Genomic DNA, 15958 nt, shown 5'->3' with positions numbered 1-15958 from the left:
CATACACAGGCGCTCAGCAAGACAGGAAATCAGAATGAGAAGAGCAGTGATCACCGGAATCGGCATCGTGTCGAGTATCGGCTTAAATAAAGAGGAAGTTCTGGACTCGCTCAAACACGGCAAGTCAGGACTCGAGTTCTCTCAAGAATTTGCAGACATGGGTCTCCGCTGTCAGGTGTGGGCACCAGTGCGCGCGAACCCAGCAGATCATATTGACCGTAAAGCACTGCGCTTTATGGGCAATTCAGCGGCCTATGCCTACATGGCAATGGCGCAAGCGATTGAAGATGCAGGTCTGAGCGAAGAGCAAGTATCGAATCCACGTACAGGACTTGTTGTGGGGTCTGGTGGCGCCTCCGGCGAACAGCAGGTTGCTGCTGCAGACACGCTTCGCGAAAAAGGTGTGAAGCGAGTCGGTCCATATATGGTTCCGCGCTGCATGGCGTCTACGACGTCGGCCTGTTTGGCTACGCCATTCAAAATTAAGGGTGTGAACTATTCCATTAGTTCTGCTTGCGCAACCTCTGCCCATTGTATTGGCCACGCACTTGAATTGATTCAATTTGGCAAGCAAGACCGCGTGTTCGCTGGTGGAGGTGAAGAGTTACATTGGACCCTCGGCATGGAGTTCGATGCCATGGGTGCCTTGAGTACCAAATACAATGACACCCCAACCAAAGCCTCGCGTACGTATGATGCGGATCGTGATGGATTTATTCCAGCAGGTGGCGGTGGCATTTTGGTCATCGAAGAATTAGAAGCTGCCCTAGCACGTGGTGCGACCATTTATGGTGAGATTGTTGGCTACGGTGCGACTTCCGATGGTTACGATATGGTTGCCCCGTCGGGTGAGGGCGCGATTCGTTGTATGGAAATGGCAATGAGCACAGTGGATACGCCCATTGACTACTTGAACACACACGGTACCAGTACACCGGTTGGTGATGTCAAAGAACTCGAAGCCATTCGCGCTGTGTTTGGTGATAATACGCCGCATATGAGTGCTACGAAAGCAATGACTGGGCATTCACTCGGCGCTGCTGGTGTGCATGAGGCGATTTATTCGTTATTGATGTTAAACCATGACTTTATTGCACCCTCTATCAATATCGAGAATCTCGATCCAGCCGCAGAGGGCATGAACATTGTTCGTGAACCAACTGCAGCGAAGCTCACGACAGTCATGTCGAATAGCTTTGGTTTCGGTGGTACGAATGCAACCTTAGTCATGCGTCGTTACGAGTCTTAAGCGCGAGCTTTAGGTTACGACAACAGTAGGATTTATCGATGAAAAAGGTGCGCCGCGGCGCACCTTTTTTGTTATGGTAGCGGCAGTAAAACGACCCATAGTCGATTGCTAGAAAGGAGTTTCTATGCGGATTCTTGCAGATGCATCCATGCCTTTGGTGGAGAAATTAGCGAGTTTGTGCCAAGCAGCGGGATACGCGGTCGAATTCGATACATTTCAAGGTCGCCAACCGAATGCGGCGCAGTTGGCCGTGGCTGAAGTATTATTGATTCGCTCGATCACGCGAGTGGACCAAACCTTGCTCGATCAAGCTCCGCAGTTGCGTTGGTTAGGTACCGCTACTATTGGCACGGAGCATGTGGATACGGATGCTGTGCAAGCGCGTGGCATCTGCTTTCACTCAACCCCGGGGGTGAATGCGCAAGCTGTAGGCGACTATGTCGCCAGTGCTATAGCCGCATTGACCGAGCATTTGGGGCATTTACCCAGTCGCAGCGGTCGCAAAATGGCGGCTATTGTGGGTGCCGGACACACTGGGCGGGCTGCAGGTTCCCGCTTGCGAGCTTTTGGCTACCACGTGAGTTATTACGATCCTCCGATCGCGGCAGCCTTTACCGAGCATCCGGTGCCGGTTCATGCAGACTGGCAACGCGTTGTGGATGCTGATGTCATCAGCATTCATGTGCCGCTGATTGCCGATGGGCTCTATCCTACCGTTGGCCTCTTTGATGAGACCACGCTGTTAAGTCTTGCCGATGACACTATTCTGATTAATGCCAGCCGCGGCCCTGTGGTCAGTGAAGCTGGCTTGCGCGCAGCCAAAGCGCGTGAGCAGCAATTGCGCGTGATTCTCGATGTGTGGGAGCATGAGCCAATCATCGCAGCTGATTTGCTCCCTTACCTTACTTTTGCGACGCCCCATATTGCTGGGCATAGCGTCGCGGGAAAGGTGGGTGGCACGTTACAACTTTTTCAGTTGTTCACGCAGTGGGCTGGCTGGACAGTGGCATTCCCTGATTTGGCGCAGTTACTCGGCGCAATGGCTGACTTGCCAAAGCCTCCGGTAATCCATGCCGAGCGCGCGCCGAGCGCGGTAGAACTGGCATCCTGGGTGTTGTCCATTTATGATATACGCGCTGATGACGAGCGGCTGCGACAAGCGCCGGCAACTGCCAGCGAATTTGATGCATTGCGCCGTCATTATCCCGCGCGCGCAGAACTCTCAACTCTACAACTGCAGCCAGCTGCATGGCAGCTCGAGGGCAATTGGCCCCAGCGGTTGCGTCTGTTAAAAGGAAGCTAAAAATGTCACGTGCTTATTCTGTAGCCGTTCTTGGTGCCACTGGGTTAGTGGGCCAGCAGATGATTGAAATTCTCGAAGCACGGGATTTTCCCGTTGGACAATTGTTCCCATTAGCCAGCAGTCGTTCAGCTGGCGCGACAGTGTCATTTCGAGGCGAAGACGTCACAGTTTTAGATGCTGAAACCTTTGATTGGAGCCAAGTCGAAATCGGCTTTTTCTCTGCAGGTGGTTCAATCTCACGGATCTACGCTCCACGCGCAGCAGACGCCGGCTGTATTGTGATTGATAACACGTCGGAGTTTCGCTACGAACCTGAGATTCCTTTGGTGGTACCGGAAGTCAATGGTCATACGTTGGCTGACTTCCGCAATCGCAACATCATTGCCAACCCAAACTGCTCAACGATTCAAATGTTGGTGGCGTTGAAGCCTATTTATGATGCCGTGGGTATTGAGCGAATTAATGTAGCGACTTATCAATCGGTTTCTGGTGCGGGCAAAGAGGCTATGGATGAACTGGCAAAACAAACCGCTGCGCTGTTGAATGGCCGTCCGGTTGAGCAAGAAACATTCAGCCGTCAAATCGCGTTTAATTGTATTCCACAAATTGATGTATTCATGGATAACGACTACACCAAAGAAGAGATGAAGATGGTGTGGGAAACGCAAAAGATTTTGGGTGACAGCTCGGTGCGAGTGAATGCAACAGCAGTAAGGGTACCGGTATTCTTTGGTCACGCTGAAGCGATTCATATTGAAACCCTGCAACCGATTGATGCTGAACAAGCCAAAGAGTTACTCAGAAATGCTCCTGGTGTGGTGTTGATGGATGCGCGAGAAGACTTCCCCACCCAAGTAGGGAATGCTGCGGGTCATGACGAGGTATTCGTCGGGCGTGTGCGAAATGATATTTCGCATCCACAAGGACTAAACTTATGGGTGGTGAGTGACAACATTCGTAAAGGTGCAGCAACCAATAGTATTCAAATAGCCGAACATTTGATAAAAGAATATCTATAACTCACTATTATGATTCAAATAGTCGTCATTTGAACAAGGATTACTCGCAATGCAGCGGTCGATTTTAGCTCTGATTACCGGAAGTTTGTTGCTGGGCTTAGCAGGCACGGCAGCCAAGGTACATAGTCACGCGTTGGCTCCTTTTAGCACGATTGCGCTGCAGGGGCAGAGTGTATCGCGTTGGCAGGAAGAGCGATTCGGCCCCATTGTATCCACGGATACCTTGTGGACGATCTCTACCTATTACGGACAAAAGCAAGGTATTAGCATCTACGCCATGATGGATCTGATTGTCGCGGCCAACCCTCGGGTCTTTATCAACGGCAATCCGGATCGGATGATGGATGGTTATTTTTTAACGATTCCAAATCTGAACGACCGCGCGAGCGATTCTACTGATTCTGAGTCAACCTCAGTCGTTGCCGGTGATCGTGTGGTCGATGACACGGTTATCGCGACGCCTGATCCAGTTGAAACCGCAGTCGATGCCGCTGAAGCGACTTTATCTGCTGAAGAAATGGATTCGTTGCGAACGAATTTAGCTGAATCCATCGAGCTGATTGAAAATCTGCAACGGGAAAATGTGGACTTGCAGGAGCGTTTGCGCGCGGTGAACGCTGAGCTCGCTGAATTGAAACAGCGCGTAGATATCGAGGACGCTGCCGATGCCGAATTACGTCAGCTGACGGATGAAGTCACTGCAATTGCAGCGGCCGAACAGGAGTCTGTTGAAGAACCGACTCGCGAGGACAGTTCACCTGCAGAAGGTGCTGCGACTGCGGAAGAACCCGCTGCTATCGAAACCGCTGATGCTGAAGTTACTGTTGACGAGTCGCGTACCGATGAAACGATGAGTGAGGAGTCACTTGCGGACGTTGATGCTGAAGCCAGTGAGTCTGCTGCAGAACCAGATGTTGAAACCGCAGCGGTTGAACCGATGCTTGATGCAGATGAAGAGGTGACCAAAGAGTCGGCGACAGCCGCGTCCTCTGAATCAGAATCGAGTGCTTCAACAACAGTACCGAAGCGTGATGCCAGTAAACGGCAGAGTCCGAGCTTCATCGACTGGTTGTTGCAGCCCTATCAGTTAGCGCTCGCGATACTCGTACCACTCTTAATTGCGGCCATTATTTGGTATGTCATTTATGTGCGCCGCGTCAACCGTGAAATTGCAGGAACCTATAATGGTGCTCGCCAAGCGGCCGAACGAGACCAACAAGATTTGAGGGATTCTGAGCCAGCTCCGCAAGAAACAACTGAAGAGCCAGTTGACAACGATGAGGTGGCCGTTGCAGAGGATGCGGTTTTGTCGACCGATCCACTGTGGTCTGAAACCGATAAGGACCTGGACGATTTTGAGATGGAGGTCGTGGATGCTGAGAGTCCAACGGAATCAGCGGAGGAAGAAGCGAGTGATGCTGATATTGAGGCCGCTTTAGCTGACCTGAATTGGTCAATGGATGATGCGGCGAAAGCAGACGCAGAAGACTCTGACACAACAGCGGAGACCGAGGAAGACGAAACCCATGAGTCTGAGGCGGAGGTATCGCTGGACTCCATGCCAGACTTGGAGTTCGAACCTGCTGTTGAGCCAGAGCCAGAGCCAGAGCCAGAGCCAGAACCAGAACCAGAACCAGAGCCAGAACCCGAACTTGATGCTAGTCTTGAGCTTGAGCCGCAGTCGGACGAAGCCTCCGTTGAATCTGCAGATAACGATGCTGAGCCCGAAGCCGAGCACGATCTGGATTTGATTGATATCGAAACCTTGTTGGAAGAGGCAGATGCCGAAGCCAATGATGATGTGGAAGACCGCTATTCGACAGATGATGTCAAAGAAGTATTGGGTGCGTCGGATGAAGCTGCAGAGCCCCCCGCTATCGACATCGAGGATGACTTCGAATTGGGTAAAAGCCCAGCAACCTTGCTCGATCTGGCGCAAGCCTACATAGAAATGGGCGAAATTGACGATGCGCAGCTGCTATTAAATAAGATTAAGCACTGTGGCGACGACGATATTGAACGGGAAGTAGCCCAATTGCTGCAACAGCTTGATGGTCAATCCCATCGTTAAATTGAGATAAGTGCAGTACTCATGACGGATGTTGAACAAGATTTAAATGCCAGTGCGTTGACGCGAATTGCATTGGGTGTGGAATATGATGGCAGCCAGTTTTATGGCTGGCAGCGTCAGCGCGAAGTGGTTTGTGTGCAAGAAGTGCTCGAACGCGCGTTGAGTCAAGTTGCCAATAGTCCCATCGAGGTGACTTGTGCTGGGCGTACCGATGCGGGTGTTCATGCGACCGGCCAGGTGATTCACTTCGATACCCCAGAACTGCGAACTATCGCCGCCTGGACTATGGGTGTAAATAGCAACCTACCAGCCAGTGTCGCCGTGCGTTGGGCGCAGGTGGTTCCTGCCGATTTCAATGCGCGCTTCAGCGCTACTGGGCGTCGTTACCGCTATATCATCGCCAACATGCGCTTACGTCCTGGATTCTTGCAGTATGGCCTCAGCCATTATCATCAACCGCTGAACGCGGCAGCTATGCATCGCGCTGCGCAAGGCCTGCTCGGCGAAAATGACTTTACTTCCTTTCGCGCCGCTCAGTGTCAAAGCACCACATCGTTTCGCTGCGTCACTCACATAGATGTGCGCCGTCATGGCGACTTTGTTGTCGTCGATATTGCTGCGAATGCGTTCCTCCATCATATGGTGCGGAATATAGTGGGTAGCCTCATTGAAGTGGGTGTCGGTGCTCAGTCTGAGTCGTGGGTTGCTGAATTATTAGCTGCACGGGACCGTAATCTCGCGGCAGCGACGGCAAAGCCAAATGGTCTTTATTTAGTGCAAGTCGACTATCCTTCTGAGTTTGGTCTGCCGCAACTACCCCCGGGGCCGTTATGGTTGCCGGACTATCATCCCGGTCATGAGTAGCGGCTGTGTCGCCGAGTGCTTAGACCACTTTTTACTGCACTCATTGGAGCGGATGTGCTTTAATAAGGTCACTGAAACAAACAAATCATCGTCATAGTTAACGATAACAACGGAATCATATGAGCTGGATTGAGCGTATTCTCGCGAAACCGAAGAGCGGTAAGCGTCGTAACATTCCTGAGGGTGTGTGGTCGAAATGCACCAGTTGTGACGCCATTTTATATGGCGCCGACTTAGAGCGCAGTTTGAATGTGTGCCCGAAATGTGATCATCACATGCGCATTGGTGGCCGCCGTCGCCTTGAGGCATTTTTCGACACCGATACCATGACTGAAATTGGGGCCGAACTCGAGCCGCAAGACATTCTCAAGTTTCGCGATTCGAAAAAGTACAAAGATCGTATCTCAGCGGCGCAAAAGGCGACCGGCGAGAAAGATGCACTGATTGCTGGCAAAGGTAAGCTGAAAGGTATGCCTATTGTCGCAGTAGCATTCGAATTCGAATTTATGGGCGGATCCATGGCTTCGGTGGTGGGTGCTCGATTCGTGAAAGCCGCCGAAGTCTGTTTGCGCGAAAAGCTACCATTGGTGTGCTTCTCTGCGTCGGGCGGTGCGCGGATGCAAGAAGCCTTGTTGTCATTGATGCAAATGGCTAAAACGTCAGCGGCGTTAGCGCGCATGAGCGAAGAAGGCTTACCGTTTATCTCAGTGCTTACTGATCCGACTATGGGCGGTGTATCCGCGAGTTTAGCTATGCTGGGTGACTTAAATATTGCCGAGCCTAAGGCTTTGATCGGTTTCGCTGGCCCCCGCGTCATTGAACAAACCGTCCGAGAAACACTGCCTGAAGGTTTCCAACGAGCGGAGTTTTTAGTGGAGCATGGCGCCGTCGACATGATTGTAGACCGTCGTCAGATGCGAAATAAAATCTGCGCGTTGTTAGCTAAATTCCAGAAACTTCCGGCAGTCGCTGACGAAATTTAAGGAGACTTGTGTCGTCTTCACCAGTGACTCCACCTTCTACAGCAGCTGGGCTTGATGCCTGGCTGTCTTATTTGGAGGCCTTGCATCCGACAGCTATTGATATGGGGCTGGACCGGATTCGACAGGTCGCCAATAAGCTCAACCTCGACCAGAATCAGCCGCCGGTTGTCACCGTGGCAGGTACCAATGGTAAAGGCTCCACGGTTCGTTACATCGAGACTATTCTACGCTGCCAAGGCTACCGCACGGGCGTTTACATTTCGCCGCACATCCACGAGTATCGTGAGCGAGTTCGGGTTGATGGTGAGTGGTTATCGAACGCTGATCATGTCGCTGCGTTTCAAGCGATTGAGGCTGTGCGGGGTACCACATCTTTAACCTACTTTGAGTTTGGCACCTTAGCAGCGCTGTGGCTGTTGCAGCGCGCTCAAGTCGATGTGTGGATCCTTGAAGTCGGGCTAGGAGGGCGCCTTGACGCCGTCAATATCATTGATGCAGACGTACCTGTGCTCACGTCTGTGGGTATCGATCATATCGGCTTTCTGGGATCCGATCGGGATGGTATTGCGGTTGAAAAATCGGGTATTTTTCGTCCCCACCGCGTCGCTATCTGCGGCGAACCTGACTTTCCAGAGGTAGCGCTCGATTACTGTCGGCAAAATCAGGTGCAACTCCGTCGAGTGAACCAACAGTTCTTTTATAAAGTGGCTGCTGATGCGCAATCCTGGAGCTTTCAGGGCGTTCACACACAATTATCTCAATTAGCTTTGCCTCAGTTACCATTACCCAATGCTGCAACGGCTCTGGCTGCTATTGAGGCGTTATCTTTGCCGGTGAGCGCAGAAGCTATTCGTGAAGGCCTCGCGCTCGCTCGTGAGCCAGGGCGTTTGCAGGTGCTCGCTGGACCACCAGAACAGTTATTGGATGTCGCGCACAACCCGCATGCTGCGGCATTTTTGTGTGCACATGTGCAACGCTTCTATTCAGCACAGCAACGGCCTGTGTACGCGGTGATCGGGATGCTCAAGGACAAAGACATTGCGGGAACTTTAGCGGCACTGGAGCCTGCAGTATCGCGTTGGTTTTGCGCCGACTTAGGGCCGCCGCGTGGAGCCAGTGCGCGTGAATTGGCTGCTGCGTTGCCACCGACAGTTCAAGCGTTTGAGCTATTTTCCTCGGTCGAGGCAGCACAGCAAGCGGCTTGCGCAGCGGCTCTGGAGCATTCGTCGCAGCAACCTCTGGTATTGGTGTGCGGCTCGTTTTACACTGTCGCTAGTATTTCGACTTCGGAGTAAGCATGTCTTCGCCCCTGCAAAACCGGATTGTTGGCAGTATTATTTTATTGGCTCTCGCAGTGATCATTCTGCCCGAGTTGCTCGATGGTAAACCTGTGGAGGATCGCGAGGCTTTTGTCGCAATGCCCCTGCAGCCTGAGGTGGATGTTGAGCAACAGCCTGTTGCTGAGATCCCAACTCAAGCAGAGCCTGTTGAAGACGAAGCATTTACTGAAATTCCAGCCATTGAAACGGTTGAACTGGGTGAGCAAGAACCCGCATTGAATCCGGATTCAACGGTTCAAGCTAAACCAAGGCCACCGACCGATGCTGATTTGCAGGAAGGTGGTTGGATTATTCAACTTGCTGTACTCGGTAATCAAGAGTCAGCCGAGCGCACGGTTCAATTACTCAAAGAGCGCGGCTATCCAGCGTACATTGAGCCCTATCAAAGCAATGGCAGAGCCATGCATAAGCTGTTAGTCGGGCCTGGGCTTGTCAAAAATGAACTCACTGCGCAACTCGATGAACTGCGTGAACTCACGAATCTCTCTGGTAAGGTCATTCGTTATCAGCCTTAGTTGGAGACATCTTTGGGCGCTGAGTAGGATTGATGAAAAGCGCTTAAAAAGGGAGCGTAATGCGACCAATTTTCTGGTACACTGCGCGCGTTTTCATAACAGCCTCAGGAATGCTTCCCTATGGTCTGGATAGATTATGCCATCATCGCAGTCATCGCACTGTCAACGTTGATCAGCCTGTTTCGCGGGTTTGTTCGTGAAGCTCTGTCTCTCGCTATCTGGATAGCAGCCTTTTTCATTGCCAGCTGGTATTACCTCGATTTAGCCGTGTATTTTACCGGCATTGAAGATGAACTCGTGCGTAATGGCGCAGCAATATTAGCGTTATTTGTCGCCACTCTCATTGTTGGTTCCATCGTCAATTTTTTGGTGAGTAAACTGGTCGAGTCGACCGGTCTGACTGGAACTGATCGCGTGCTTGGTGCCGTGTTTGGTGCGCTGCGCGGTGTGTTGATAGTCAGTGCGCTGTTATTTTTCCTTGATTCCTTTACTGGTTTTGCCAGCAGTACCTGGTGGCAGAATTCGGTACTGATCCCGCATTTTGGGATCTTTATTCAATGGTTTTTTGAATACCTTGAACAATCGTCCAGTTTTCTTCCCAAACAAGTGTAATGAGGTTGTGTTGGCATGTGTGGCATTGTAGGCATAGTTGGTAAAGACCCAGTCAATCAAGCGTTGTATGACGCTTTAACCATGCTCCAGCATCGTGGCCAAGACGCGGCGGGAATCATGACCGTAGACCAAGACACATTGCGTTTGCGTAAGGCGAATGGTTTAGTTCGTGATGTTTTCCACACGCGGCATATGCATCGTTTGCAAGGTCGAGTGGGTATTGGGCATGTTCGCTACCCAACGGCCGGTAGCTCCAGCTCCGCTGAGGCGCAACCGTTTTATGTGAATTCGCCCTTTGGTATTGCCATGGCGCACAACGGTAACTTAACGAACGCACAAGAACTGCAAGAGCAGTTGTTTGCCAAAGCACGTCGGCACATCAATACCACGTCGGATTCAGAAGTCTTACTGAATATTTTTGCACATGAGTTGTATCAACAGCATAGTTTGCAACTGACCGCTGATGATGTTTTTGCAACCGTGTCGCGTGTGCACCGTCAGATCCGCGGTGCTTATGCCGTTGTTGCTATGATCATTGGCCACGGAGTCGTCGCGTTCCGGGACCCGTGGGGGATTCGTCCGTTGGCACTTGGCAAGCGCGAAACCGCTCAAGGCAACGAGTGGATAGTCGCGTCAGAGAGTGTTGCTATTGATGGGACTGGTTTTACCTTCGTGCGTGATGTGGAACCGGGTGAGGCTATCTATATTTCTGATGAGGGTGAGCTCTTTTCACGTCAGTGTGCTGACAATCCGCAACATGTTCCCTGTATTTTTGAGTATGTTTACTTTGCGCGTCCAGATTCGACGATTGACAAGATTTCAGTCTATGCATCACGCGTGAACATGGGACAAAAGCTCGGTGAGAAGATCAAGCGAGATTACAGTCATTTGGATATTGATGTCGTCATTCCAATCCCCGAAACCAGTTGCGATATCGCATTGGAAATGGCGAACGTGCTGGGCTTACCCTATCGTCAGGGGTTCGTGAAAAACCGCTATATTGGTCGCACGTTTATCATGCCGGGACAAACCCAGCGACGGAAGTCGGTGCGGCGTAAACTGAATGCTATTGGTGCCGAATTTAAAGGCAAAAATGTGCTCCTAGTCGATGACTCGATTGTGCGTGGTACTACCTCTGAACAAATTATTGAAATGGCGCGAGAAGCCGGTGCCAAGAAAGTCTATTTTGCATCTGCTGCGCCTGAAATTCGCTTCCCTAATGTGTATGGCATCGATATGCCAAGCGCGAACGAGCTGATAGGTCACGGTCGTGAAGCGTCGGAAATCAATGATTTGATCAAAGCTGATGGATTAATTTATCAAGATCTTGATGACCTAATTAGCGCGGTTCAGAAAGAAAATCCTACGGTTGAGCGATTCGAAACATCAGTCTTTAGCGGCGAATACATTACCGGTGATATCAACCAGTCGTATCTCGACCGACTGGATGCTGCTCGCAACGATGTTGCTCGGAATGGATCGGATCAAGGCGAAGATGCGAATCTAGAGCTGCACAACGAAGACGACGACTGACCATTCGAAAGCGTGATTTGCTACTGGTTACTAGCTACTATAAGAGCGAAAAGCGTGATTTGCTACTAGTTACTGGCTACTAGAAGAGCACAGATCTGTGTTTTCTAGTAGCCAGTAGCTAATAACCAATAGCTAGTAGCTAGTAGCTAGAGTTGGAAGGGATAGACCGAGCCGAGTTTGAGGATTTGAGTCAACTCGTCCAGTGCGGTGCGCGACTCATCCAACAGATTCGGATCGGCTAGATCTGCCACCGCCAACTCATCCCGATAATGTTTATCAACCCATTGATTAAGCCGATTGAACAGAGTATCTGTCAGGATAACCGCAGGGTTTACCGCTGCCAATTCGGTGTCATTCAGAGCTACGCGCAAACGTAAACAGGCTGGCCCACCACCGTTCCGCATACTTTGCTTCACGTCCATGTAATGCACTTGCTGGATGGGCGTGTCACGGGTAACTAATTGCGCTAAATAATCGGCAACGCTGTCATTTTCTTGACATTCAGTTGGCGCAATAATCGCCATTTTACCGGACGGTAAAGTAATCAGCTGGGTGTTAAATAAATAGGTCTGTACGGCATCTTCTACCGACACTTCAGACGTTTTCACTTCGATGAAATAGACTGGCTCGGAACCGAATTTTTGCTGGATTTCGTGTAGTTTTTTCTCGGTGTCGAGAAATGCTTGTTCATGATAGAACAGCACATTCTGGTTGCCGACCGCAATCACGTCATTATGGAATACACCTTGGTCGATCACGGCTGGGTTTTGCTGAATGTAGACAGTGGTCTCATCACTGAGTCCGTGTAAACGTGCAATGGCTTGTGATGCTTCATAGGTTTGCCGAGCTGGATAACGCGATGGCGCTGGTTTGCTCGAGTCAAATGCGTAACGTCCGAAGGTAAAAATTTCCACTCCCGCTTTGTCGTAGCTACTGCACAGTCGCGTATGGTTCGCCGCACCTTCGTCACCGAAATGTTCGTTATCGGGTAAATGGGTGTGATGCTCAAAATAACGTGGGTTCGCGAACATGGACTGTAAAATTCGTCCACTGGTTTGCGGCTCGAGCGAACGGTGGAATTTATTGGTCAGATTGGCCGGGGTAAAATGTACTTTGCCGTTGGCAGTATCTGCACCCGGCGAGACGGTAGCCGCGTTTGCAGTCCACATGCTGGATGCGGAGCATACGGCCTGAAAAATTTCTGGAGCCTGTTGTGCCGCTTTAGCAAGCACTTCGCCATCATTGCCGGTAAATCCGAGCCGCCGCAGTGCATGGGTATCTGGACGCTCTTGCGGTGCCAGCACACCCTGTACCATACCGAGATCATGCAATGCTTTCATTTTCGCGAGACCTTGCTTGGCTGCGGAACGAGGGCTTGATGTCGCTTTGGCGTTACTGAGTGAGGCTACGTTGCCGTAAGAAAGCCCAGCATAATTGTGGGTAGGGCCCACTAAACCGTCAAAATTTACTTCTACGTGACGTGAACTCATCAAGGTCTCCGTTGCCAACTAGGCATTGTACTGTTTCAATTTAAGGCTATTATACGCACACTTTTGGCTGGGTGTAAGGGGCGGGAGGTCTTGAAAAGATTGGCTTGCCGCACCATTTGCATGGATATGACGGGATGCAGAATTTTTATGAAATTTGATCTGCATGGTTGTGAAGTGACTAGAGAACAGATATATCTAAAAAAAGAACCCGCAAGTAAACCACATCATTTGATACATAGAGAGTCGCATGGCTAAAGCGCTGGTTATTGTCGAGTCGCCGGCAAAGGCAAAGACAATTAATAAATATTTAGGAAACGATTTCGTAGTGAAATCGAGTGTCGGGCATGTCCGTGATTTGCCGACCCGAACCACTGATTCAGTCAAAGCAAAATCTGCGGCTGAAGTGCGAGCGATGTCGCCGGAAAAGAAAGAAGCCTATAAAAAACGCCGTGATTTTGAAAAGCTGGTCGCCCGCATGGGGGTCGATCCGAATAATGGGTGGCAGGCGCAATACGAAGTTTTACCGGGTAAAGAAAAAGTCGTTGCAGAACTGAAAAAGCTGGCAAGTAAAGCCGAAACCATTTATCTCGCAACGGATTTGGACCGCGAAGGAGAGGCTATAGCTTGGCATCTGCGTGAACTTATTGGCGGTGATGACCAACGTTTCCAGCGCGTGGTCTTTAACGAAATTACCAAGAAAGCCATTCAAGACGCCTTCTCTCATCCATCGGCATTGAATACGCATCGCGTGAATGCGCAGCAAACGCGGCGGTTCCTCGATCGTGTGGTTGGCTTTATGGTGTCGCCCTTGTTGTGGAAGAAAATTGCGCGGGGATTATCGGCGGGTCGCGTGCAGTCGGTGGCGGTGCGCTTAGTCGTAGAGCGCGAACGTGAAATCAAAGCGTTTGTCCCAGAGGAGTTTTGGGATATCTACGCAGATCTGCAAAGTCAGCGAGAGCACGATTTGCGGATGCAGGTCCAAAAGTTCCGAGATAAGGCATTCAAAGCAGGCGACAAGGCTGCTGCTGATGCCGCAGTGGCTGCATTACAGGATGCCCGCTACCTAGTTACTGATCGCGAAGATAAACCAACCAGCAGCCGCCCATCGGCTCCGTTTATTACTTCGACCTTGCAACAAGCAGCCAGTACTCGATTGGGTTACGGTGTGAAAAAAACCATGATGCTGGCACAGCGGTTGTATGAAGCAGGTCATATTACTTATATGCGTACCGATTCGACCAACCTGAGCCAAGAGGCTGTGCAGAGTGTACGTGGCTTTATTGAAAAGCAGTATGGTAAAGATTACCTGCCGGAAAAGCCGAATTTTTATGGTTCCAAACAAAATGCGCAAGAAGCGCATGAGGCGATCCGTCCGTCCTCTGTGACCGTCAAGTCTGAGCATTTGAAAGATATGGAGCGTGACGCACAGCGGTTGTATGAGCTGATTTGGCGCCAGTTTGTTGCCTGCCAAATGACTCCAGCTCGCTATGATGCGACGACACTCACTGTCACAGCGGGCGAGTACGAACTCAAAGCACGCGGTCGCGTCCTGCGTTTCGCCGGTTGGACCAAGGTACAGCCGCCTGCGGGTTCGAAAAACGACGAAGACAAGAGTTTGCCCGATATTAAGAAAGGGGAAACCTTAGCATTACAGGCCTTGGATCCACAGCAGCACTTTACCAAACCGCCAGCACGTTTTAGCGAAGCGTCATTGGTCAAAGAATTGGAAAAACGTGGCATTGGTCGGCCATCGACTTACGCTTCGATTATTTCGACTATCCAAGACCGTGGTTATGTACGGGTGGAGAATCGCCGCTTTTATGCTGAAAAGATGGGCGAGATTGTCAATGATCGCTTGGTCGAAAACTTCTCGCGGCTACTCAATTACAACTTCACCGCCGAAATGGAACAGGCGTTGGATGATATCGCCGAGGGCAAACGAAATTGGAAAGAGACGCTCGATGCGTTTTACGCGGAATTTAGCAAAAAGCTAGCTGACGCAGAGTTACCTCCGGAAGAAGGCGGTATGCGTGCCAACCAAATGGTGCTCACCGATATCGATTGTCCGCAATGTGGTCGGAAGATGGGTATTCGGACGGCATCGACGGGCGTCTTTTTGGGCTGCTCCGGTTACGAGTTGCCGCCTAAAGAGCGCTGTACGCAAACATTAAATTTACTACCGGGCGAAGAAGCCATTCGCGTCACTGACGACGACGAAGCGGAAACCAACGCACTGCGTGCGAAAAAGCGTTGTCCAGAATGTGGTACTGCCATGGACAGTTACCTCATTGATCAAGGCCGCAAGCTGCATGTGTGTGGTAACAATCCACAGTGTTCTGGACAGCTGGTAGAGCAAGGCGAATTCCGCATCAAAGGCTATGATGGTCCGGTGCTTGAATGCGACCGTTGCGGCAGTGAGATGCAATTAAAAACGGGACGTTTCGGCAAGTACTTCGACTGTACCAACAGCGAGTGTAAAAATACGCGGAAGTTGTTGAGAAACGGTCAGCCGGCGCCACCGAAAGAGGATCCAGTGCCATTCCCAGAGCTACCTTGTGAAAGCGGCGATGCGTATTTTGTGCTTCGCGATGGAGCCTCAGGTATCTTTATGAGTGCCAACACCTTCCCGCGGTCACGCGAAACGCGGGCCGTAAAGGTCAAAGAGCTGCAGCAATTTAAAGACCGGATTCCGAAGAAGTTTCATTATTTAGCCGATGCGCCAGCACAAGATGATCAAGGTCATGATGCGATCGTTCGCTACAGTCGCAAAACCAAAGAGCAGTATGTTGTGACTGAGGAAGACGGGAAGCAAACAGGCTGGCAAGCATTCTATAAAGATGGCGAATGGTCGGTTAAGAAAGCAGCCAAAACTACTGCGAAAAAGACCAAGAAATCAGCGGCTAAAGGAACCAAAAAGAAAGGTACGAAATAAACTACAACACGATGCGCGAACGCCTGCTTGTTGCTCACTGTTAGGTC

General features: G+C 50.8%; 12 protein-coding genes. 11 read left to right on the top strand and 1 reads right to left on the bottom strand.

The window, feature by feature from the left end; all coding sequences use genetic code 11:
• Window positions 1-34: 34 nt before the first annotated feature.
• The 10 genes from fabB (at window position 35) to purF (ending at window position 11489) form a co-directional block, all read left to right on the top strand.
• Window positions 35-1249: a beta-ketoacyl-ACP synthase I gene (gene fabB, locus CWE22_RS04750; protein ID WP_169930211.1), complete on the top strand. Its 1215-nt coding sequence runs from the start codon at window positions 35-37 to the stop codon at window positions 1247-1249.
• Between the two features lie 124 nt (window positions 1250-1373).
• On the top strand, window positions 1374-2552 hold the full coding sequence (locus tag CWE22_RS04745; protein WP_169930210.1) for a 4-phosphoerythronate dehydrogenase: 1179 nt from the start codon (window positions 1374-1376) through the stop codon (window positions 2550-2552).
• Between the two features lie 2 nt (window positions 2553-2554).
• Window positions 2555-3571 carry an aspartate-semialdehyde dehydrogenase gene (locus tag CWE22_RS04740; protein WP_169930209.1) on the top strand — a complete coding sequence of 339 codons (1017 nt, stop codon included), beginning with the start codon at window positions 2555-2557 and terminating at the stop codon, window positions 3569-3571.
• A 49-nt stretch (window positions 3572-3620) separates the two neighbouring features.
• Window positions 3621-5642 carry a FimV/HubP family polar landmark protein gene (locus tag CWE22_RS04735; protein ID WP_169930208.1) on the top strand — a complete coding sequence of 674 codons (2022 nt, stop codon included), beginning with the start codon at window positions 3621-3623 and terminating at the stop codon, window positions 5640-5642.
• A 21-nt stretch (window positions 5643-5663) separates the two neighbouring features.
• Window positions 5664-6506 carry a tRNA pseudouridine(38-40) synthase TruA gene (gene truA, locus CWE22_RS04730; RefSeq protein ID WP_169930207.1) on the top strand — a complete coding sequence of 281 codons (843 nt, stop codon included), beginning with the start codon at window positions 5664-5666 and terminating at the stop codon, window positions 6504-6506.
• Window positions 6507-6625: 119 nt separating this feature from the next.
• Window positions 6626-7489, top strand: a complete 864-nt coding sequence (accD, locus tag CWE22_RS04725; RefSeq protein WP_169930206.1) for an acetyl-CoA carboxylase, carboxyltransferase subunit beta — start codon at window positions 6626-6628, stop codon at window positions 7487-7489.
• A gap of 8 nt (window positions 7490-7497) precedes the next feature.
• Entirely contained in the window at window positions 7498-8784 is a 1287-nt protein-coding gene (folC, locus tag CWE22_RS04720; protein WP_211618609.1) for a bifunctional tetrahydrofolate synthase/dihydrofolate synthase, read from the top strand.
• A 2-nt stretch (window positions 8785-8786) separates the two neighbouring features.
• The gene (locus tag CWE22_RS04715) at window positions 8787-9344 is read left to right on the top strand and encodes an SPOR domain-containing protein (protein ID WP_169930205.1); all 558 of its coding nucleotides are present in this window, start codon (window positions 8787-8789) and stop codon (window positions 9342-9344) included.
• A gap of 120 nt (window positions 9345-9464) precedes the next feature.
• Window positions 9465-9956, top strand: coding sequence for a CvpA family protein (locus tag CWE22_RS04710; protein WP_169930204.1), 492 nt, complete (start codon window positions 9465-9467; stop codon window positions 9954-9956).
• 15 nt (window positions 9957-9971) lie between these two features.
• Window positions 9972-11489, top strand: a complete 1518-nt coding sequence (gene purF / locus CWE22_RS04705; protein ID WP_169930203.1) for an amidophosphoribosyltransferase — start codon at window positions 9972-9974, stop codon at window positions 11487-11489.
• Between the two features lie 146 nt (window positions 11490-11635).
• Here the strand turns inward: purF and astB are convergent, their stop codons facing one another.
• Window positions 11636-12979, bottom strand: a complete 1344-nt coding sequence (astB, locus tag CWE22_RS04700) for an N-succinylarginine dihydrolase (RefSeq protein WP_169930202.1) — start codon at window positions 12977-12979, stop codon at window positions 11636-11638.
• 247 nt (window positions 12980-13226) lie between these two features.
• On the opposite strand from astB, the gene topA reads away from it, so the two are divergent.
• Complete coding sequence (topA, locus tag CWE22_RS04695; RefSeq protein ID WP_169930201.1) at window positions 13227-15911, top strand: type I DNA topoisomerase; 2685 nt, start codon at window positions 13227-13229, stop codon at window positions 15909-15911.
• Window positions 15912-15958: the final 47 nt, after the last annotated feature.

It is taken from the genome of Pseudidiomarina aestuarii (genome assembly GCF_003987355.1).
GTDB classification, from domain to species: Bacteria; Pseudomonadota; Gammaproteobacteria; order Enterobacterales; family Alteromonadaceae; genus Pseudidiomarina; species Pseudidiomarina aestuarii.
This window is presented reverse-complemented; position numbering and strand designations above follow the sequence as displayed.